16 protein-coding genes and 3 tRNA genes are annotated in these 21,356 nt (G+C 66.0%); 7 read left to right on the forward strand and 12 right to left on the reverse strand.

Going from position 1 to position 21,356, the window contains the following annotated elements; translation table 11 throughout:
• Positions 1-4 precede the first annotated feature (4 nt).
• Positions 5-1,441 carry a multicopper oxidase family protein gene (locus AC1DVA_RS10930; RefSeq protein WP_476805938.1) on the reverse strand — a complete coding sequence of 479 codons (1,437 nt, stop codon included), beginning with the start codon at positions 1,439-1,441 and terminating at the stop codon, positions 5-7.
• Positions 1,442-1,629: 188 nt separating this feature from the next.
• Between AC1DVA_RS10930 and AC1DVA_RS10935 the strand changes: the two genes are divergently transcribed.
• The 5 genes from AC1DVA_RS10935 (at position 1,630) to lon (ending at position 8,346) form a co-directional block, all read left to right on the forward strand.
• Positions 1,630-1,714, forward strand: a tRNA-Leu gene (locus AC1DVA_RS10935).
• Positions 1,715-1,804: 90 nt separating this feature from the next.
• The gene (gene tig / locus AC1DVA_RS10940) at positions 1,805-3,247 is read left to right on the forward strand and encodes a trigger factor (RefSeq protein ID WP_476805939.1); all 1,443 of its coding nucleotides are present in this window, start codon (positions 1,805-1,807) and stop codon (positions 3,245-3,247) included.
• A gap of 160 nt (positions 3,248-3,407) precedes the next feature.
• Positions 3,408-4,031, forward strand: a complete 624-nt coding sequence (locus AC1DVA_RS10945) for an ATP-dependent Clp protease proteolytic subunit (protein WP_265053081.1) — start codon at positions 3,408-3,410, stop codon at positions 4,029-4,031.
• A 274-nt stretch (positions 4,032-4,305) separates the two neighbouring features.
• On the forward strand, positions 4,306-5,574 hold the full coding sequence (gene clpX / locus AC1DVA_RS10950) for an ATP-dependent Clp protease ATP-binding subunit ClpX (protein ID WP_476805940.1): 1,269 nt from the start codon (positions 4,306-4,308) through the stop codon (positions 5,572-5,574).
• Positions 5,575-5,919: 345 nt separating this feature from the next.
• Complete coding sequence (gene lon / locus AC1DVA_RS10955; RefSeq protein ID WP_265053083.1) at positions 5,920-8,346, forward strand: endopeptidase La; 2,427 nt, start codon at positions 5,920-5,922, stop codon at positions 8,344-8,346.
• A 127-nt stretch (positions 8,347-8,473) separates the two neighbouring features.
• Here the strand turns inward: lon and AC1DVA_RS10960 are convergent.
• Positions 8,474-8,549: transfer RNA gene (locus AC1DVA_RS10960), tRNA-Val, on the reverse strand.
• A gap of 117 nt (positions 8,550-8,666) precedes the next feature.
• On the opposite strand from AC1DVA_RS10960, the gene AC1DVA_RS10965 reads away from it, so the two are divergent.
• Both AC1DVA_RS10965 and AC1DVA_RS10970 read left to right on the forward strand, forming a co-directional pair.
• The gene (locus AC1DVA_RS10965) at positions 8,667-9,131 is read left to right on the forward strand and encodes a hypothetical protein (protein WP_265053084.1); all 465 of its coding nucleotides are present in this window, start codon (positions 8,667-8,669) and stop codon (positions 9,129-9,131) included.
• Positions 9,132-9,248: 117 nt separating this feature from the next.
• Positions 9,249-9,325 (forward strand) — tRNA-Asp (locus tag AC1DVA_RS10970).
• A 439-nt stretch (positions 9,326-9,764) separates the two neighbouring features.
• Here AC1DVA_RS10970 and hydA read toward each other — a convergent pair.
• The 10 genes from hydA to AC1DVA_RS11020 form a co-directional block, all read right to left on the reverse strand.
• Positions 9,765-11,246, reverse strand: a complete 1,482-nt coding sequence (gene hydA / locus AC1DVA_RS10975) for a dihydropyrimidinase (RefSeq protein WP_476805941.1) — start codon at positions 11,244-11,246, stop codon at positions 9,765-9,767.
• Positions 11,247-11,421: 175 nt separating this feature from the next.
• Positions 11,422-12,081 (reverse strand): aspartate/glutamate racemase family protein, encoded by a 660-nt coding sequence (locus tag AC1DVA_RS10980; RefSeq protein ID WP_476805942.1) that lies wholly within the window; start codon positions 12,079-12,081, stop codon positions 11,422-11,424.
• Positions 12,082-12,292: 211 nt separating this feature from the next.
• Entirely contained in the window at positions 12,293-13,594 is a 1,302-nt protein-coding gene (locus AC1DVA_RS10985) for a hydantoinase/carbamoylase family amidase (protein ID WP_476805943.1), read from the reverse strand.
• Positions 13,595-13,774: 180 nt separating this feature from the next.
• Positions 13,775-14,680, reverse strand: coding sequence for a LysR family transcriptional regulator (locus AC1DVA_RS10990; protein WP_476805944.1), 906 nt, complete (start codon positions 14,678-14,680; stop codon positions 13,775-13,777).
• Positions 14,681-14,738: 58 nt separating this feature from the next.
• Positions 14,739-16,169, reverse strand: coding sequence for an amidohydrolase family protein (locus AC1DVA_RS10995; protein ID WP_476805945.1), 1,431 nt, complete (start codon positions 16,167-16,169; stop codon positions 14,739-14,741).
• A gap of 159 nt (positions 16,170-16,328) precedes the next feature.
• Complete coding sequence (locus AC1DVA_RS11000) at positions 16,329-17,201, reverse strand: polysaccharide deacetylase family protein (protein WP_476805946.1); 873 nt, start codon at positions 17,199-17,201, stop codon at positions 16,329-16,331.
• Positions 17,202-17,260: 59 nt separating this feature from the next.
• Complete coding sequence (locus AC1DVA_RS11005; RefSeq protein ID WP_476805947.1) at positions 17,261-18,100, reverse strand: ABC transporter substrate-binding protein; 840 nt, start codon at positions 18,098-18,100, stop codon at positions 17,261-17,263.
• An 18-nt stretch (positions 18,101-18,118) separates the two neighbouring features.
• Positions 18,119-18,952, reverse strand: coding sequence for an amino acid ABC transporter ATP-binding protein (locus AC1DVA_RS11010; protein WP_476805948.1), 834 nt, complete (start codon positions 18,950-18,952; stop codon positions 18,119-18,121).
• A gap of 11 nt (positions 18,953-18,963) precedes the next feature.
• On the reverse strand, positions 18,964-19,797 hold the full coding sequence (locus tag AC1DVA_RS11015; protein WP_476805949.1) for an amino acid ABC transporter permease: 834 nt from the start codon (positions 19,795-19,797) through the stop codon (positions 18,964-18,966).
• Positions 19,798-20,059: 262 nt separating this feature from the next.
• On the reverse strand, positions 20,060-20,926 hold the full coding sequence (locus tag AC1DVA_RS11020; RefSeq protein WP_476805950.1) for an ABC transporter substrate-binding protein: 867 nt from the start codon (positions 20,924-20,926) through the stop codon (positions 20,060-20,062).
• Positions 20,927-21,356 lie beyond the last annotated feature (430 nt).

A 21,356-nucleotide genomic window follows, 5' to 3' on the forward strand; every position in this document is an offset into this window, starting at 1 on the left:
GCCTTTACGTCACCTCGAACCAGCTCCACACGCCGAGGTCGAAGCGCTCCAGCACGGTCGAGGAGATCAGCCAGCGGCCCGGATTGTCGGCGATGAAGGCGATGTGCAGCTTCTTGCGCTCCGGGATCTGCACGGTGTCGAGGAAATAGGCCTCCCAGCCGTCGTCGAGAGGGTGCAGCAGCCGGAAGCTGTGGCCGTGGACGTGAAACGGCTGGATGAAGGCGGTGCGGTTGTCGATGGCCAGCACGATCGGCGTGCCGCGCTTGACGCTGAACAGCGGTTTGCCGTCGAGGCTGCCGACGCCCCCGTTGACCCGCCAGGGCCTCGCGAAATCGACGCCGGAGAAATCGAGCTTCTGGTCGTCGCTCAGCTTCGCTCCGCCTTCAATCACGATCTCCGGGCGCGTCGCATCCTGCATTCGGACGGCAGCGGGCAGCGTTGGGTTGAGCTTGAGCTGGGGAGCTGCGGCGGGCGGTACCTTCGGCTCTCCCGCGGTCACGATTCGCACGAGCGGCAGGCCCGGTCCGATCAGGGCGGTGACGTTGACGGAGGCGCCGACTTCCACCGGCAGATCGAGGATGACGTCGTAGCGCGTGCCCGGCGCGAAAGGCAGTTGCGAGCGGACCGGCTCGAAGCTTTCCGTCGGCTGGCTGTCGACCGCGATCACGGTCGGCTTGCCGCCGTCGAAACGCAGCCGCATGATCCGCGCGTTGCAGGCATTGGCGAGGCGCAGACGGATGCGCGCGCCAGGCCGGGCGGTGACGGGCCGCGGCGGCGAACCGCGGTTCACGGTCAGCCAACTGCCCAGCCGTCCCGCCGAGGCGGCAGGGTTGCCTTGCAGGACGAAGGGCTGGAGCGACTGGTCGTCGCCGAGAAGCCAGTCCGTCACCAGCACCGGCAGATCGAGATCGACCGCTGGCGGCTCCTTCTCCTCGACGATGAGGAGGCCGCTCAGCCCGCGGCCGCAGGGCTCCGACGAGCCGCCGAGCACGAGCGGCCGGTAGAGCAGGGTGCCCGTGTCAGGCGGCGTCAAGCGGACCTCGCCGGTCTCCCCAGGCAGGATCGGCGGCTGGCTGAAGCCGCCGACGCCGTCGCTCGCCGCATCGCCGCGCGATCCGTACCAATGCAACCCGAGCGGCGCAGTCGTCCGGTTTTCGAGCTTCAGGTTCAGGGTCTCGCCCTGCTTGATTCGCAGCGTAGGCCCGGGCGTGGCACCGTCGAACGTCCATATCTCGGTATCGAGCGGCGGTGTCGGGCGTAATCGCGCCTTGGCCGAGGCAGCGATGAGGGTGCGGGTCTGTGGATCTGCCGGAGCCTTGAGAGGGTCGCTCTGTGTCTGCGCGAGGACTCCCAATGACGGAAACAGGCCGGCGCCACCTATTCCCGCCAGCAGATGGCGGCGGGATATGCGGGATGATCGGGCGGGGTTCTGCTTCGTCATGGCCTATCGCATAATCCGGGCGGCCCGCTCTGGCGAGAGGCGCCTTCTCGCCCGCGCCGAAACGCGGCTGCGCGGGCTTCTTCGCAGAACCGTCATTTTTTTGCTGCAAGCGCCGGCTGAAATGCGTATAGCACCGCGGCCCAATGATGGCCGCGCTGCGTTTGCTCGCGCGCAGCGCTATCGGGCCGGCGGGCGTGGCGGAATTGGTAGACGCACTGGTTTTAGGTACCAGCGGCGAAAGTCGTGGGGGTTCGAGTCCCTCCGCCCGCACCATCGGTTTGGTTTTTTCGCGAGCGCGGCGGCGGTCGATCCGGCGTCGCGCTTTGGACATTGAGACGTAAACGAGCTGTTGGCGGTACAAAAATGAACGTGACCGAAACCCTGTCCCAGGGCCTCAAGCGCGAATTCCAGGTGGTGCTGAACGCCGCCGACCTGAAGACCAGGCTCGACGACAGCCTGCAGGACCTTCAGGGCAAGGCCAAGATCAACGGCTTCCRCCCGGGCAAGGTGCCGGTCGCGCATCTGCGCCGCCTCTATGGCCGTTCGGTGATGTCCGACGTGCTGCAGAACGCCGTCAACGAGGCGAACCAGAAGATCGTCGCCGACAACAACCTGAAGCTCGCCTTCGAGCCGCAGATCCGCTTCCCCGAGAACAAGGAAGAGATCGAGGCCGCGATGGAGGCCAAGGGCGATCTCGCCTTCACCGTGGCGCTCGAGGTTCTGCCGAAGATCGAGCTCGCCGACATCTCGGACGTCGCGCTGGTCAAGCCGGTCGCCGAAGTCCCGGACGCCGATGTCGACGCCGCGCTGGAGCGCATGGCTGCCGGCAACCGCAGCTATTCGCCGAAGGGCGAGAAGGCCAAGGCCGAGACCGGCGACCGCCTGATCATCTCCTATGTCGGCACCATCGAGGGCGAGGCCTTCGAGGGCGGCACCGGCGAGGGCATCCCGCTCGATCTCGGCTCCGGCCAGTTCATCCCGGGTTTCGAGGAGCAGCTCGAAGGCGTGAAGCAGGGCGAGAGCCGCACCATCAAGGTGACCTTCCCCGAGAACTACACCGCAACCCACCTCGCCGGTAAGCCGGCCGAGTTCGAGGTCACCGTCACCGAGGTGCAGGGCCCGGACGCCGTCAAGATCGACGACGAGCTCGCCAAGGCCTTCGGCATGGAGTCGCTCGACGCCCTGAAGACCGCCGTGCGCGAGCAGATCGGCCGCGACTTCCAGGCGCAGTCTCGCCGCAAGCTCAAGAAGGGCCTGCTCGACTCGCTTGACGAGAAGTACAGCTTCGATCTGCCGCCGACCCTGGTCGAGCAGGAGTTCAACAGCGTCTGGAGCCAGGTCGAGGCCGACATGAAGGCCGCCAACAAGACCTTCGCGGACGAAGACACCACCGAGGACGCCGCCCGCGCCGACTATCGCAAGATCGCCGAGCGTCGCGTCCGCCTCGGCCTGGTGCTGGCCGAGATCGGCGAGCAGGCCAAGGTGCAGATCTCCGAGGACGAGGTCACCCAGGCCCTGATCGAGCGCGCCCGTCAGTTCCCCGGCCAGGAGAAGCAGGTCTGGGAGTTCTACCGCAAGAACCCGCAGGCGCTGGCCGAGATCCGCGCCCCGATCTTCGAGGAGAAGGTCGTCGACCATCTGCTCGGCCAGGTGAAGGTGGAGGACCAGACGGTCTCGCGCGAGGCGCTCTACGCCGACGACGAGGCCGAGGAGACCGCCGAGGCCAAGCCGAAGAAGGCCGCCGCGAAGAAGACCAAGAAGGCCGAGGCCAAGGCTGACGAGAAGGCCGACGACGCTTCGGCCTGAGGGCCACGGCAACCTTAATGCCACTATTTGCGCCGCCGGCTCTCGCGACCGGCGGCGCTTCCCTTTTCAGCCACGCTTGGCGTGCTTATGTGGGTGTCTTCCTGAACACCGCTGATTCGACCAATCGCCGCTACAGGCGCATTCACCCGAGGACAGATCCATGCTTCGCGATCCGATCGAGACCTACAACAATCTCGTCCCGATGGTGGTCGAGCAGTCCAGCCGGGGCGAGCGCGCCTTCGACATCTATTCGCGCCTGCTGCGCGAGCGCATCATCTTCCTGACCGGCCCGGTCGAGGATTATTCGGCGTCGCTGATCGTGGCGCAGCTCCTCTTCCTGGAGGCCGAGAACCCCAAGAAGGAGATTTCCTTCTACATCAACTCGCCCGGCGGCGTGGTCACCTCGGGCCTGTCGATCTACGATACGATGCAGTTCATCCGCTGCCCGGTGACGACGCTCTGCGTCGGCCAGGCCGCCTCGATGGGCTCGCTGCTGCTGACGGCCGGCGCCAAGGACATGCGCTTCGCCCTGCCGAACGCGCGCATCATGGTCCACCAGCCCTCCGGCGGCTATCAGGGCCAGGTCACCGACATCCTGATCCATGCCAAGGAAGTCGAGAGCCTGAAGAAGCGGCTCAATGAAATCTACGTGAAGCACACCGGCCGTCCCTACGAGGACGTCCACAACGCTCTGGAGCGCGACAACTTCATGACCGCCGAGCAGGCCAGGGATTTCGGGCTGATCGACCAGGTCATCGAGAGGCGCCCGGAAGAGGCGGCTTGATGCCTGCGACGCGTGGTCTCGAAGCTGTGGGTTGGCGCGCCGGCCCGCAGGGACCATATTGAAAGCAGGCCGGCCCCGTGTTTGCATGGGGTCGGGGGTGAGCGGACAAGCGCTCCATGTTGATCCGGTTTGGATCGGTCCAGCGTATCCGGATGTATCGGAACGGGCCGTTAACCTAATCATCGTGATCTGGGCGCTTAATTTATGACGGAGAGACGACGGTTGCATCCGCCTAGGCTGGTGTTGTCCCGGTCTCCGGAACTGGAGATGGAAAATGGCTAATAAGCCCGGCGGCGACTCGAAGAGCACGCTGTACTGCTCTTTCTGCGGCAAGAGCCAACACGAGGTCCGCAAGCTCATCGCGGGCCCGACCGTGTTCATCTGCGATGAATGCGTCGAGCTCTGCATGGACATCATCCGCGAGGAATCGAAATCCGCGCTGGTGAAGTCGAAGGACGGCGTGCCGACTCCCAAGGAGATCCGGAAGGTTCTGGACGACTACGTCATCGGCCAGGAGCACGCCAAGAAGGTGCTCTCCGTGGCGGTCCACAACCACTACAAGCGCCTCTCGCACGCGACGAAGCACAACGACGTCGAGCTCGCGAAGTCGAACATCCTGCTGATCGGGCCGACGGGCTCGGGCAAGACGCTGCTCGCGCAGACGCTCGCCCGCATCCTCGACGTGCCTTTCACCATGGCCGATGCGACGACGCTGACCGAGGCGGGCTATGTCGGTGAGGACGTCGAGAACATCATCCTCAAGCTGCTGCAGGCCTCCGACTACAATGTCGAGCGGGCGCAGCGCGGCATCGTCTATATCGACGAGATCGACAAGATCAGCCGCAAGTCGGACAATCCCTCGATCACCCGCGACGTGTCGGGCGAGGGCGTCCAGCAGGCGCTGCTGAAGATCATGGAAGGCACTGTCGCCTCCGTGCCGCCGCAGGGCGGGCGCAAGCATCCGCAGCAGGAGTTCCTGCAGGTCGACACCACCAACATCCTCTTCATCTGCGGTGGCGCCTTCGCCGGCCTCGACAAGATCATCTCGAGCCGCGGCAAGGGCACCTCGATCGGCTTCGGCGCCAAGGTGCAATCGCCGGACGATCGCCGCACCGGCGCGATCTTCCGCGAGGTCGAGCCCGAGGATCTGCTGAAGTTCGGCCTGATCCCGGAATTCGTCGGCCGTCTGCCGGTTCTGGCGACGCTGGAGGATCTCGACKAGCCGGCGCTGAAGACCATCCTGACCGAGCCGAAGAACGCGCTGGTCAAGCAGTATCAGCGCCTGTTCGAGATGGAGGACACCCAGCTCACCTTCACCGACGAGGCCRTCAGCCTGATCGCCCGCAAGGCGATCGAGCGGAAGACCGGTGCGCGCGGCCTGCGCTCGATCATGGAGGGCATCCTGCTCGAGACCATGTACGAGCTGCCGGGGCTGGAAGGCGTCGAACAGGTGGTGATCGGCCCCGAGGCCGTGGAGAACAAGGCCCGGCCGCTGTTCATCTACGCCGAGCGCGAGGACGAGACCAAAACAGCCTCGGCCTAATCCTTCGTGGCCCTGCGACAACGCAACGCGCGCCTTTGGCGCGCGTTTTGCGTTTGATAGACATGAGCTGGCGCGGTGCTGCATCGCGGCAGCTCGACACGAGACCGAACCGCCACAGGTCGCGGTATCCGCCCTTCGCCCGTTGCAGGACAGCGGTGCATGGCCCGGATACCTCGCTTGAAAGCCGGCGAGGAAGTCTCCACTTTAGGTGCACTTGCGAGAGTCGCATGCCTAAGAGGGTGCGATGCGCGAGGGCGGAGGAGCGAATGGTCGCGTCCCTCCGCACACGTCCGATCGCTCCGCCCATCTTGGGGGTCCGCCGGGCGCAACTGCAAAGGAACTGCCATGACTGGCTCGACGCCACGCGCTCCCTTCGTCCCAGGCGAGACCGGCACCTACCCGGTTCTGCCGCTGCGCGACATCGTCGTCTTCCCGCATATGATCGTCCCGCTTTTCGTGGGCCGCGAGAAGTCGATCCGCGCGCTCGAGGAGGTGGTGAAGACGGACGGGCTCATCCTGCTGGCGACCCAGAAGAACGCCGGCGACGATGACCCGCAGACCACGGACATCTACGAAATCGGCACGCTCGCCCGCGTGCTCCAGCTGCTCAAGCTGCCCGACTCCACCGTCAAGGTGCTGGTCGAGGGCGTCGGCCGCGCCAAGGCCTTGTCCTATTCGGCGGCCGAATCCTTCTATGAGGCGGAGGCCACCGGCCTTGCCGAGGAAGAGGGCAAGAAGGTCGAGGTCGAGGCGCTGGGCCGTTCGGTCGTCAGCGAGTTCGAGAGCTATGTGAAGCTCAACAAGAAGATCTCGGGCGAGATCGTCGCTGCGGTCTCGCAGATCGACGAGCCGACCAAGCTTGCCGACACCGTGGCATCGCATCTGGCGGTCAAGATCGCCGATCGTCAGGGCGTGCTGGAGATCACCAACGTCGCCCATCGTCTGGAGAAGGTCCTGTCGCTCATGGAGAGCGAGATGTCCGTGCTCCAGGTCGAGAAGCGCATCCGCTCGCGCGTCAAGCGCCAGATGGAGAAGACCCAGCGCGAGTACTATCTCAACGAGCAGATGAAGGCGATCCAGAAGGAGCTAGGCGACGGCGAGGAAGGCCGTGACGAGCTGGCCGAGCTGGAAGAGCGCATCGCCCGCACCAAGCTGACCAAGGAAGCCCGCGACAAGGCGACGGCGGAGCTGAAGAAGCTGCGCCAGATGTCACCGATGTCGGCCGAGGCGACCGTCGTGCGCAACTATCTCGACTGGATGCTTGGCATCCCGTGGGGCAAGCGCTCCAAGATCAAGAAGGACCTCAACGCCGCCCAGCTGGTGCTGGATGACGATCACTTCGGTCTCGACAAGGTCAAGGACCGCATCGTCGAGTACCTCGCCGTGCAGCAGCGCACCAACAAGCTCGCAGGTCCGATCCTGTGCCTCGTCGGCCCTCCGGGCGTCGGCAAGACCTCGCTCGGCAAGTCGATCGCCAAGGCGACCGGGCGCGAGTTCGTGCGCATGTCGCTCGGCGGCGTGCGTGACGAGGCCGAGATCCGCGGTCACCGCCGCACCTATATCGGCTCGATGCCCGGCAAGATCATCCAGTCGATGAAGAAGGCCAAGACCTCGAACCCGCTCATCCTGCTCGACGAGATCGACAAGATGGGCCAGGACTTCCGCGGCGATCCCTCGGCCGCCCTGCTGGAGGTGCTCGACCCCGAGCAGAACTCGACCTTCAACGACCATTACCTCGAGGTCGATTACGACCTGTCGAACGTGATGTTCGTCACGACGGCGAACACGCTGAACATCCCGCCGGCCCTGCTGGACCGGATGGAGGTGATCCGCATCGCCGGCTACACCGAGGAAGAGAAGACCGAGATCGCGCGCAAGCACCTGATCGCGAATGCGATCAAGAAGCACGGGCTGTCCGGCAAGGAGTGGTCGGTCACCGACGAGGCTCTGCAGACCCTGGTGCGGCGTTACACCCGCGAGGCCGGTGTCCGTAACCTCGAGCGCGAGATCTCCAACACGGTCCGCAAGGGCGTGAAGGACATCGTGCTCGGCAAGAAGCAAAAGGTCGTCGTCGACGAGACGCTGCTCGAGGAATATCTCGGCCCGCCGCGCTATCGCTACGGCATGGCGGAGACGGAGGATCAGGTCGGTGTCGTCACCGGTCTGGCCTGGACCGAGGTCGGCGGCGAGTTGCTGACGATCGAGGGCGTCATGGTGCCCGGCAAGGGTCGCATGACCGTCACCGGCAACCTCCGGGACGTGATGAAGGAATCGATCTCGGCGGCGGCGTCCTATGTCCGCTCGCGGGCCGTCGATTTCGGCATCGAGCCTCCGCTCTTCGACCGGCGTGACATCCACGTCCACGTTCCCGAAGGGGCGACCCCGAAGGACGGTCCTTCGGCAGGCATCGCGATGGCCACCGCCATCGTCTCGATCCTGACGGGCATCCCGACCAACCGCGACGTCGCCATGACCGGCGAGGTCACGCTGCGGGGCAGGGTGCTGCCGATCGGCGGCTTGAAGGAGAAGCTCCTGGCGGCGCTGCGGGGCGGCATCAAGAAGGTGCTGATCCCGGAGGAGAACGCCAAGGACCTGATCGACCTTCCCAAGTCGGTGAAGGACGGCATGGAGATCGTCCCGGTCTCGCGCATGGAGCAGGTGCTGAAGCATGCGCTGACCCGCCAGCCGGTTCCGATCGTCTGGGAAGAGGATCTCAAGGCCGTGCCCGCTCCGAGTGCGGACGACGAGGCAGCGGGCGTCGTCGCCCACTGACCTCTCGCGAGAGACATGAGAGCCGCCGGTGCGCAAGCGCCGGCGGTTTTCTTTTGGGCGCGGGACAGGACGCATCGTGCCGCAAAGCGGGCCGGCGTCCTTAAGGAAGGGATATCGGGAGAAATGATGGTGGGCGGTGACGGGCTCGAACCGCCGACCCTCTCGGTGTAAACGAGATGCTCTACCAACTGAGCTAACCGCCCCCGGGCGCTTGCGTTTAAGGCTTCGGGAGCGGCATCGCAAGCGCTCTCGGCCGGCGCCCCTCACGAATCCACGGGCAAGGGCAGAATTCCGCCATCTTCATCGGCAGGCTGGCTCGTGTGAATACGCCATTCCTGAGCCGCTTGAATGTCCGCCGCCGCCTCTCGGCCGTCGCCGGCTTTTCCGTCATGCTGGGCGTGCAGCCTGCCTTCCCGCAATCGCTGCTGCCGGATGCGTTCTTCGCCGGTCGCCCGGCCTTCTCGCATCCCGAGCAGCCGGGCAAGCCGGCGAGCTGCGAGGACATCGCCGGGCAGCTGCCCGACTCGGTGCCGGCCGATTCGCGGGTAGACATGGCAATCGCGGGCGAGGTCAGTCTGGTTCGGACGGACGGCGCGCTTTGGTATGTCGCCATCTGCGCGGAGCCGGGCGTGCGCGTGCTCTGCGTGACCTACAGCGCCAACGACCTCAAACTGGGCGACAAGGCGATCCTGCGGGGCGGATATAACCGCCAGGACCGCCGCCATGTCCTGCTCGATCCCTGCCTCGCATCGCCTGCGAATGACGGCGGTGTCCCCGAGCCCTGAGTGCCGGCGAAGGGGATTTTTCCCCAGAGGCAAATTTGCCGGCATCACGCGCTTGACACTTCCGGCCGGGGGCAATACTCACCACGTCGCTGGCGGCGAATGCCTCAGCCGCCCTGCGCGGGCGTAGCTCAGTTGGTTAGAGTGCCGGCCTGTCACGCCGGAGGTCGCGGGTTCGAGCCCCGTCGCCCGCGCCATATACTTCAAGGGCTTAGAGCTCTTCTCCCCTCGGCCGCTACACTTTTTCAAGTGAGGCCGTTACAATATCCGCCCCCGGTTTGTTCTGCGGAAATTTGCCTGGCTTTCGCGCTGGCTTGCGCCAACACCCCGACCTCGAGCGCGCTACTTTTCATAGAACCACGCTAGTCATCCCGGGCTTGACCCGGGATCCATGCCAGAGCCTGCCTGGATGAGGTTCAGGCATGGATCCCGGATCTCCGCTTCGCTCCGTCCGGGATGACCCGCGTTTCGACGAAAACGCAGCAGGCTCTTGAGCCGTCCGCCGGGTGTGAATCGGTCTCGGCTCGGTATCCGCGGCGTCATTGAAATCGCTGGCGCAGACCGGGGCACACGCCATAAACCTTTATCGCCTGCGTGGTGACAGCGCCGCAGGACGGCCGGCGCGCAGGCTTCTTCTCAGTCGAGCAAGGCTGCGCCGAAATTTCGCTCGGGGTCGATATCCGCGACAAGCCTGCCCGCCGGGGCGGCTGCGGGGCCGCCTTTTCGGCTCAGCCAGCGCCCGGAGCCCGGATTGGCCCGCAGCGCGCCATCGGCCACGATCTCCTCGCCCCGGACGAGGACCCGCTCCGGCCAGCCCGTGACGCTGCGGCCGGCGAAGGGCGTGAAGCCGGTCAGGTCATGCATCGCCGCGTCGGTGATCGTGACCGTCTTCTGCGGATCCCAGATCGCTATATCGGCGTCGTAGCCCGGCAGGAGCGCGCCCTTGCCCGGCAGGTTGTAGATCGCGGCGGGCGCGGTCGCAGTCAGCTCGACGAAGGCCTCCAGCCCCCGCCCGGCGAACTCAGGCCGGCCTTTCGAGACCAGCGCATCGAAGAGCAGCGGCAGCCGTGTCTCCAGCCCAGGCAGGCCATTGGCGATCTGCTTGAAGGTCGGGTTCGGGCCCGCCGAGAGTTTGCCGGTCTCGTCGAAGCGATAGGGCGCATGGTCGGACGAGACCGTCTGAATGTCGCCGAGCGCAAGAGCCTGCCAGAGCGCCTCCTGATCCGCCACCTCGCGCGGCGGCGGCGAGCACATCCACTTCGCGCCTTCCAGCCCGGGCTTGTCGAGGTCGTGCCGGGTGAGGAAGAGATATTGGGGGCAGGTCTCGGCGAAGACCTTGAGCCCGCGTCCACGTGCTGCGCGGATCGCCTGCGCGCCCTCGGCGGTCGAGACGTGGAAGATCATGATCGGCTGGTCGAGCAGCTCGGCTGCCGTGATCAGCCGGTTGAAGGCTTCGGCCTCCGAGCCGCGCGGATGGCTGATCGCGTGATATTTCGGCGCGACATAGCCCTTCTCGACCAGCTTCCTGCCCATCCAGGAGATCATGCCGTGGTTCTCGGCGTGGACGCAGATCAGCGCCCGGTTCTGCCGGGCCGTCAGCAGCAGGTCGAGCAGGGGCTCGTCGTCGACCTTGATCAGGTCGTAGGTCATGAAAACCTTGATCGAGGCGTGGCCCTCGCCGATCAGCGCCGGCAGATCCTGCTCGATCGTCTTGCGGTCGGGATTGGCGACGATGAGGTGGAAGGCGTAGTCGATCAGTGCGCCGCGCCGGGCGAGCGCCGCATAGTCGTCGACGACCTGCCTGAGATCGAGGCCGCGATGCTGGGCGGCGAAGGAGATCAGCGTGGTGTTGCCGCCGAAGGCCGCCGAGGCCGTTGCGCTTTCGAAGGTGTCGGCGTTGAGCAGTCCGCCGGCCGAGACCTGCTCGACATGGGCGTGGGTGTCGATGCCGCCCGGCAGGACGAGCCTGTCGCTGGCGTCGATCTCGCGGGCGCCCTGCGCGAGGCCGAGGCCCAGCGCGGCGATCTTGCCGTCCTTGACCGCAACATCGGCGCGGAAACTGCCGGTCGCGGAGCCGACCGTGCCGCCCCGAATGACCAGATCGTAGGTTGTCGTCATGCTGCTTGCCTCTCGCATTCCACGGCCAGTTTGATCCTTGTCGAGCTCTCATCCAGAGGAGCCGTGTAGCGGCGTCCCGAAGGATGGTCGAGATGGTCCCGGAGCCTCCTGAAAAATCCTTCGAGACGCATTTCGCAGCTGATTCTCAGGATGAGGTCTCGGGGGCAGGCCCTTCTCAACGCACCATAATCGTGCCGATCGCCATCGCGACCGCGGCCTGGGTCGGGTCGATGACGGGGATGCCCAGCGCATCCTCCAGCGGCCCGCGGTGGCGCGCCATGCCGGCGCAGCCCATGACGATGGTGCCGGCGCCGTCCTCGTCCCGAAGCTCGCGCCCGATCGCGATCATGCGCTGCAGCGTGCCTTCGCCCGAGGCGCTTTCCGCCACCGACATTTCGAGCGGCCGCTCGCCCGCCAGCCGGTCGATCTGCCCCATCTGCCTGAGATAGCGGATGTGGCGCGGGATGGAGCGCGACTTGATCGCGATGACGCCGAAGCGGTCCGCCCGCGTCAGCGCCGTCAGCACGCCGCATTCCGCGATGCCGAAGACCGGGCTCGCCGTGCCCTCGCGCGCGACGTGAAGACCGGGATCGGAATAGCAGGCGATGACGAAGGCATCGACGTCGTTGGCAGCTTCGATCCGGCGGCGCAGGGGCAGGGTGACGCTCTCGACATGCTCCTGCGTCTCGATGCCGGCAGGGCCCTCTCTGAGCGTCTCGCAGACGATCTCCGGCCCCTCCGTGAAGGTGAGCGGCACAAGCGCCTGCCGCAGCCCTTCCGTGACCGCTTCGTTCGAATTGGGGTTGATGACGAGGATGCGGGGGCGGCGGCTCATGGGCGAAGTCCTGAAAAGAATGACTCGAAACCTGCTGATTTTGCATCAAACCACGCGGTCATGCCGGGCTTGACCCGGGATCCATGCCTGAGCCCTTCCGATGGAGGCTCAGGCATGGATCCCGGCTCTTCGCCTCGCTCCGGCCGGGATGACCCGCGTTTCCGATAAAAAGCAGCATGGTCCAGGTTTCAACATGGCACCGCTCGCCCGTTCAGGCGACCTCTCTCGCCACCCAATCGGCCAGGATCGTGCAGGCGGCGAGGAAGTCGTCGATCTCCATCGCTTCCTGCGGATTGTGGCTGCCGTGCTCGTTGCGCACGAACAGCATGGCGATAGGCACGCCGGCCGCGGCGAAGGCGGCTGAATCATGGGAGGCCGGGCTGCCGAGCGGCATCGTCGCGATGCCCTGGCGCGCCGCCGCCGCCTCGAGCCCGGAGACGATGGCGGGGTCGACCGGCCCGACGGCGGCGCTGGCGCGCGCGCCGAGTTCGAAGGTCACGCGCCGGCGCGCCTCGATCTCGCGGACAGCCGCCAGCATCCTCGCCTCGACACGCTCCAGCACGGCGGGATCATAGGCGCGCACGTCGAGGCTGAAGGCGAAGCTGCCGGGAACCGTGGTCAGGCCATGAACGGCGGGGTCGGTGTGGAAGCGGCCGAGCGTGACGGCCATCTGGAAGCCCGCCTCTTCCTCTTCCTGCCAGAGTCGGTCGAGCATCACAGCGAATTCCGCGCCGGCCATGGCGGCGTCGCGGCGGAAACGGCGCGGTGTGCCGACGTGGTCGTGCCGCCCGACGATGCGCGCATCCGGGTAGCGGAAATTGCCGGGCACACCGGTACAGATCGCGACCGGCAGGCCGGATTCGACCAGGCTCGGCGCCTGTTCGATATGGACTTCGAGGAAGGCCCGGATCGCGGCCGGGTCGAGATGGCGCTGGCGCCGGCGGATCGCTGCGGAGTCGCCGCCGCTTGCGTCGATGCTCGCGGCGAGCACGCGGCCGTCATCGATGCGCCGTGCCTCCAGCGCGCCGTCCGGCAGGGTCCCGAGCGCCGAGCGGCTGCCGATATAGGAGACCTGGAACCAGACGCTCTCCTCGGCCCGCACACCCATCGCCGTGACATCGCAGCGCGGCTGGATGCCGAGTGCACGCAGGGTCTCGATGACGACGAGCCCGGCGATGACGCCAGCCGCCCCGTCGAAATTGCCGCCATGCGGCACGCTGTCGAGATGCGAGCCCATCAGGATGCGCGGGGAGGCGGCATCACGGCCCGGCAATGTGACATAGCTGTTGGCAGCGAAGTCATGCGAGACGACGAGGCCGCGGTTCTTGCCGTGCTCTGCCAAAAGGCGGTGGCCGAAATCCTCGCCCGCGCCATAGGTGTCGCGCGTGATGCCGGGCTCGTCACGGCTGCCGGCCGCCAGCCGGTCGAAGAGGTTCTTCACCCGGTCGCGCTGGGCAGCGACGGCCTCGGCGATCGCCGTGTCGGCGCGGGGCGTCTGGACGGTTGCGGTCATGGTCGTCGTCGATCCGGTCGGTTGAGCCTGCGTCTGGCCGGGATCGATGATCCGCGGTGGACGCGATGTCGCTGCCGGCAGGCGGCCCTGAAACCTTGGGCCAGCCTGCGCGGCCGTACAATGGCGTCGCCTATGCGGAATTTCGGGGTGACATTCGCGTGTTGAATACCGCGGGAGCACTCAGCCCTGGCCGAGTTTGGCGGCCGTTTCGGCGGCAACCAACCTGACTTCGCGCAGAAAGGCCTCGGCGGCGCGCGAGATCGGGCGCTTGCGCGAGCGGACGGCCGAGGCGATCACTTCGGAGGCCGGAACGAAGGGGCGGATCGCCAGCTCGTAATGCCCACAGAAGACCGGGGAGAGGGGGTCGACGACGGCGACGCCGACGCCGCTTTCCGCGAGAACGCAGGCCGTGTTGCAATAGCGGACCTCGACGGAAAACTTGAACGGCACGTCGGCCTGGGCAAATGCCTTGCGGACGATCGTGCCCATGCGGGTGCCCTGTTCGAGGGCGATGTAGGGCACCTCGCGCAGATCCTCCGGGGTGATGGCCGGCTTCGCGGCCAGCGGATGGTCGGGGCGCATGACGCACACCATGTTCCCGGCGAAGAACGTCTCGGAATCGAGCCCCCGATCATCGTCCAGGCCCATGACGAAGCCGAGCTCCGCCGTGCCGTTCTCGACGCTCTCGACGACGTTCTCGAAGCGCCGGACATCGAAGGAAACCCGGACCTTCGGGCGCTTGGCGAGGTAGTTGCGCAGCGCCGACGGGATGACGCCATAGCCCAGCGGCGGCGTGGCGATGATGCGGATATGGCCGGCGCGATTCTCCTTGATGTCCTGCAGCTTTGCCTCGAAGGCGGCATGCAGGCTGAAGATCGGGTCCGAATCCTTGTAGAGCATGCGTGCTTCGGCCGTCGGGAACAGCCGGTTGTTGACGCGCTCGAACAGCGGGAAGCCGACCTGGCTTTCGAGATGCTTGATCGCGTTGCTGACCGCCGGCTGCGACAGGCCGAGTTCATGCGCCGCCCGAACCGTCGTCTCGCAGCGGACGACGGCGCGCAGAAGCTCGATCTGGCGAAGGTTCATATGCCCGCTCCGAATAGAGTGACCCCACTCTATTCGGTCAGCAAATCATATGCCAGCTTCAGGCCCAGCGCAGGCTCGGCGGAGCAAGCTCGTCGACGGAGCGCCCGGCCCAGTCGAGCGAAGAGGCCTTGGCCAGCGCGCGCCGCTGCGCGGCTTCGAGCCCTTCGGAGGCCGCCGGGTAGTCCATGGTCACGACCTTGCCGTCGGCGACGATCTGCTTGCCCTGCACGAAGACATGGGCGACGGCGCGGTCGGCCGCGGCGTTGACGAGGCTCTTCAGCGGGTCGCGGGTCGGGCGCATCATCGGGTGGGTCAGGTCGACCATGACCAGGTCGGCCTGGGCGCCCGTCGCCAGCCGGCCGATATCGTCCCGCCCGAGCAGCTTCGCCCCGCCCAGCGTCGCAGCGCGGAAGACCTGTCCCGTCGTCACCACCGCATGGCTTTCGCCGGTGATGCGGGCATAGACGCCGGCATGGCGCAGTTCCTCCAGCATGTTGTGCGGGAAGCTGTCGGTGCCGATGCCGATATTGACCCCGGCCTTCAGATAGCGGCCGAGGTCGCGCAGCGTGAAGCCGCGCCGGCCGAAGACGGTCGGGCAATGGGCCACCGAGGTGCCGGTCTCGGCGAGGCGCGCGAGATCGGTTCGGGTCGGCCAGCGCACCCAGGGATGGTCGTCGAGGAAGATGGCATGGGCGATAGAGGCGTTGGGCGCGAGGAATCCGATGCTGTCGAGCCACTGGATAGGCGAGAGCCCGCTGCGGCGGACCATCTCGTGGAACTCGCTGATCGACTGCCCCGCATGGGTCTGGATCGGAATCTTGCGCTCGGCGGCGGCGGCGATCGAGGCGCGGAACAGCTCTTCCGTGCAGGTGTCGATCTGGGCCGGGCAGGCGAGGCCGGAGAGTCGCCCGGACTCATGGGCGAGGGCGGCGTCGATGACCTTGAAGGCCTCCTCCATCGCCTTGCGGCCGGCGGCATCGTCGAGCTCGTATTCGACGGTGTAGCCGTTGCGGGTGAACCAGCGGCCATTGCGGTACATCGGCGCCATCACCATGCGCAGGCCGCTTGCCGCGGCGCGGTCGAGCCAGCCATCGCTCGGGAAGGAGAGGTCGACCAGCGTGGTGACGCCGGACATCAGCAATTCCGACCAGGCGACATGGTTGAGATGCGGAATGCCCTCTGCATCGGCGCGGAACAGCCAGAGGAATTCATAGAGCGAGGAGTTGTAGAGCTTCGGCGTGCCGACCTCGTCGGTCATGCCCTTGTTGCCGGGCTCGCTCGACGGGTGGGAGTGGATATCGACCAGGCCCGGCATGACCATGAAGCCCTTGCCGTCGATCTCGCGCTCCACCTCGCCGGCGAAGCCCTCGCCGAGATGAAGGATGCCGCTTGCGTCGAAGACGACGTCGAGATTGCGTCGATAGACATGGTCGTCGGCGGCCGGATCATAGGCGATGACGATGTCGGCATTGCGGATGCGGGTGGTCATGGCGCGGTCTCGCTGCGATGGGAAGGCGGGGAGGCGTCATGCCCGGGCTTGACCCGGGCATCTTGTGACGCGGAGGTTCGGGCGCCTCTCCCGGTTCGAGATGCTCGGGTCGAGCCCGAGAATGACGGCGGTTGCCCGTAAGTGGTCGCGGGGTGCCGCTCAGCCCGCCTTCTTTTCGTGCGCGAGAAAGTGCTCGGCGATCTCCTTGCCCGTTGCGATCCAGACATCGCCATAGCCGCGGGCGCGCGCCAGGAAGTCGCGCATGATGCCAATCCGCATCGGCCGGCCCGAGACCTGGGGGTGCATCACCATGGAGACGAGCCCGCCCCATTCGCGCGTCTGGTCGAGCTCGTCGTTCCAGATCGAAAGCACGTGCTCCTTCGGGAACATCGGGCGCGGCGAGAAGCGCTGCGACAGGCCGTAGAGCCAGTCGTCGAACGACATGTTGACCGGCAGCTCGACGGGCCCCTTCGAGCCGTCGCGAAGCTTGTGGCGGTAGGGGCGGATGTCGTCGCGGAAGGAGGAGGAATAGACGATGCCCTTGTCGCGGAGATAGCCGAGCAACTCGTCGTAGTTCTCGCCCGAGGGCGCGCGGTAGCCGACCGGCGTCACGCCGAGGATGCGCTTGAAGATATCGAGCGTCTTGTCGATCTCCTCCTTGTCGGCGGCGAAGTCGTCGGGGTCCGGCCGCTTGTGCGAATAGCCGTGATGGCCGACCTCGTGACCGTCCTTGACGATGGCCTCGCACATCCCGGGATGCACCTCGACCACCCAGCCGGGGATGAAGAAGGTCGCCTTGATCTCGACCGAGCGGAGATGGTCGAGAATCTTCGGAATGCCGACCCGCTCCTCGTAGCCGCCGAAGGAGAGCGTGACCAGGCGGTCGGTGTTCTTGGCGTCGTATTGCAGCCAGGCCGTCTCGGCATCGACGTCGAAGGCAGGGAACACCGCGCATCGGTATCCGGCCGGCCAGGGGTAGTCCGGGGCCGGGTCGGCGGGGTTGGCGATGCGGTGGGGGAAGTCGGTGAGCATGGGTGTTCGTCTTTCGCTGGAAAATGCCCGGCCTGTGGTGCCGGGCGCAACGGAGGCGGTCAGTTCTTGGCTTCGCTGTTGATCATGAGCTTGTCGACCTTGGCGTCGCCCAGCTCCCACTTCTTCAACACGGCGGCATAGCTGCCGTCGGCGAGCATTTCGGTGAAGGCCTTGGCGACTGCGTCGCGCAGTTCGGTATCCTTCTTGGCGAAGGCCAGGCCCTGGTAGACTGTGGTGAACGGCGTCCCCAGGATGGCGTAAGTGCCGGGCTCCTGATTCATCAGATAGGGCAGGGTCTCGCTGCCCTGCACGGCGGCATCGAGGCGCGTTTGCCGGAGCTGGGTGCGTGCGTCGGCCGAGCCTTCCGTGCCCACGATCTGGAGCGCGGGCTTGCCTTTCGCTTCGCAGTTTTCCTTGCTCCAGCCTTCCATCTCCTTGGGGAAGGAGGTGCGGCGGCTGGCGCCGACCTTCTTGCCGCAGAGGGCAGCGAGATCCTTGAACTCGTCCTTGCGGTCGGCATTGGTGTAGAATTGCGCGCCCGACGCCAGATAATCGACGAAATCCAGGGTCTCGCGCCGCCCCGGCAGATCGCTCATGCCCGACAGGATCATGTCGACGCGGCCGGTGGTCAGCGCCGAAACCATCTGCTCGAAGCTGATCTCCTCCCATTTGACGGCGATGCCGAGCTTCTTGCCGAGCGCTTCGCCGAGATCGATGTCGAGGCCGGTCAGCTTCGAGGTCTTGGGGTCCTTGAATTCCAGCGGCGGATAATTCGGCACGTTGGCGACGACGAGCGCCTTCTTTTCCAGGATGCGGGCCGGCAGGCTCTGGGCCTGGGCGAGGCCGGCGGCAGCGCAGAGCGCTATGGCCGAAAAGCCGAGCAGGATGGATTTCGACATGGTTTTCCCCTTTTGGCTTCAGTGTCTGACGGCATTGATGAAGGTGCGGGTACGCGGCTCCTTCGGATCGACCAGCACTGCGCGTGGATCACCGAGTTCGACGATCTGACCCTGGTCCATGAAGGCGACGCGATGGCCGACATCGCGTGCGAAGCCGAGTTCGTGCGTCACGCAGATCATGGTCATCCCGCTTTCCGCGAGGTCGCGCATCACCTTCAGCACTTCCGAGACCAGCTCGGGGTCAAGCGCCGAGGTCGGCTCGTCGAAGAGCAGGAGCTCGGGGCGCATGGCGAGTGATCGGGCAATGGCGACGCGCTGCTGCTGACCGCCGGAAAGCTGGGAGGGGTAGGCGTCGCGCTTGTCCGAGAGCCCGACCCGCTCGAGCAACGCAAGCGCACGCTCCGTCGCGTCCCTGGCGGGCTCTCCGAGCACCTGCACCGGCCCCTCGACGATGTTCTGCAGGGCGGTGAGATGCGGGAACAGATTGAAGCGCTGGAACACCATGCCGATCGAGCGGCGCTGGCGGGCGATCGCGGCGTCGTCGAGCTCGTAGAGCTTGTTGCCCTCGCGGTGGTAGCCGACACGCTCGCCCGAGACCCAGAGCGCGCCGCCATCGATGCGTTCGAGCTGGTTGATGCAGCGCAGGAAGGTGCTCTTGCCCGAGCCTGACGGGCCGATGATGCACAGCACCTCGCCCTTCGGAATGGCGAGGTCGATGCCTTTCAGGACCTTGAGCTGCCCGAACTGCTTCTCGACCTTCTGGGCGAGGACGAGCGGGGCGCCGGCGGCGAGATGATCGGGGTCGATAGTCCTGACATTGGGGAGGGCGGCTTGAGCGAGGATGTCGGTCATCGCGCCACTCCTCAGCGTCGCGCCGGGGCGGCGACGCCGCGGGCATAATAAGCCTCGATCCGACCCTGGATCAGGCTGAGGACGGTGACGACGATCACGTACCAGATCGCGGCGACGATCAGCAGTTCGATCACGCGCGAATTGGCGTAGTAGATGTTCTGCGCGCTGTGCAGGATCTCGGCGAACTGGATCACGCTCGCCAGCGAGGTGAGCTTCACCATGCCGATGAACTCGTTGCCGATGGGCGGCACGATCACGCGCATGGCCTGCGGCATGATGATCCGCCGCAGCAGCTTCAGGCGCGTCATGCCCAGCGTCTGCGCCGCTTCGTATTGGCCGTTGTCGACGGAGAGCAGGCCGGCGCGCACCACTTCCGCGGTGAAGGCGCCTTGCTGGATGCCGAGGCCGAGCAGCGCCGCGACGAAGGGCGTCATCACGTCGACGGTCTTGAACGAGAACAGGCCGGGTATGCCGATGGTCGGGAAGATCAAAGCGAGATTGAACCAGAGCAGCAGCTGCAGAAGCGCCGGCACGGCCCGGAAGAACCAGATATAGCCGACCGCGGTCTTCGACAGCACGGGATTGGCGGACAGCCGCATGATCGCGAAGACGACGCCGAGCGTGACGCCGAGGAACATCGCCAGGATCGCCATCACGATCGTATTGACGAGACCTTTCATGATGGCTTCGACCGTCAGGAACTCGGCGACGTAGCTCCACTCGATCTGCCCGACCGCGAAGGCGCGCACGATCGCGGCCAGCGCCAGGCAGACGATCGCCGCGCCGACGATCCGCCCGAAGTGCCGGCGGGGGACAATGATGAGGTTGTCGGATTCTGCGATCATCTTGCCTCGATGGCTTCAGGTCGTCGGGGGAGCATGAGGGATAGGCGCAGGCTTGCCGCGCTTTCGATCTTACCGAAGGGGAACCGGCATAGGACGCGGCTCCGCCGCGCGCGCTTATGATTTATCCCGCTGCGGTATTCGCGTGCCTTATACGCAGACGTCGTTGTCGGTCGCCCCGGTGCGCGAGGCCGGAGCATCCTCGCAAGCGAGCACCTCCGGCCTGCGCAAGCGAGGCAGCCTGACGGCTTTCATCGGCCGGGCATTACTGCCCGGCGTCGACGGTCGGTTCCGGAAGGCTCTGCCGCTCGAGGCCGAACTTCTTCAGGGCCTGCTGGTAGCTGCCGTTCTTCATGACCGTCGAGGTTGCCTTGGCGACGGCATCGCGCAGCTCGGTGTTCTTCTTGTCGAAGGCGAGGCCGAAGAGCGTCTTGTTCAGCGGTTCGCCGACGAAGGCATAGGTGTTAGGCTCATCCGCCATGAGATAGGCGACGTATTCCGGGCCGAGCACGGCGGCGTCGAGCCGGCCCTGCTTGAGTTCGAGTCGGGTCGCCGTGGCGCCGGCCGTGCCGTTGACGGTGATCGCCGGCTTGCCGGCCCCGGCGCAGTTCTTCTCGCTCCAGGCGGCAGTGACCGGCATGTAGCTCGTGGTGCGGGGCGCGCCGACCGTCTTGCCGCACAGATCGGCATTGCTCTTCAGCTCGCCGGCCTTGGTCGCCAGCGCGAAGGGCTGCGCGCCGGTGGCGAGGTAGTCGACGAAGGTCAGCTTGTCGCGGCGAGACGGCAGGTCGCTGATCGCGGTGCCGATCATGTCGATGCGGCCGGTCGTCAGCGAGGTCATGAGCTGCTCGAAGCTCATTTCCTCCCATTTGACGGGGATGCCGAGTTCCTTGGCGATCGCGTTGACGAGCTCGACGTTGAAGCCGACGCGCTCGTTCGTCTTCGGATCCTTGTAGGCCATGGGCGGGTAGGTGGTCTCGATGCCGACCGCGATATGCCCGGCGGATTTGAGCGAGGCGGGCAGCGGGACGCTGCCCTGCTGGGCGGCGGCCGGCGTCATTGCCGTCAGGCTGAGCGTCAGGGCGAATGCGGCTGTCGGGAGATATCGTCCGGCTGCGATTTTGGCGGTCATTGTGGTTCCCCGTTTTGTCGCTGACGAGATCGCGGGCGCCCCAAGGGCAGCCACGCTCGACAGGCGGGCGCCTTTCGATCGACGCCGCAGCGATCTTAGCGGGCAGGTTTCGGAACGGGGCGCCCGCGCGCTATGATTTATCTCCGGCCGCTATTCGGCGCGCTTATATGCGCGGGGGATTCAAGGCCATCCCATGTCGCTGACCGGCCTGCCGTAGCGGGATCGAAGTAAGCGAGGACTTCTGCGGCGCAGTCTTCAATTCGGCGGAGTTATGGAGAGGCCGAAAACTGATAGCCGACGGAATTGCCTTTGGGGCCGCCGTAGTGTCTCTGAATTCGTCGTGCGTCGACGAAGGGGACCATAATGAAATTTGTCTTGAAGGCTGTGTTTGCCGCAACCGCAATCGTATTGGCATCGGGAGCCCAGGCTC

The sequence above is a fragment of the Allobosea sp. P4_C6 genome (genome assembly GCF_056402015.1).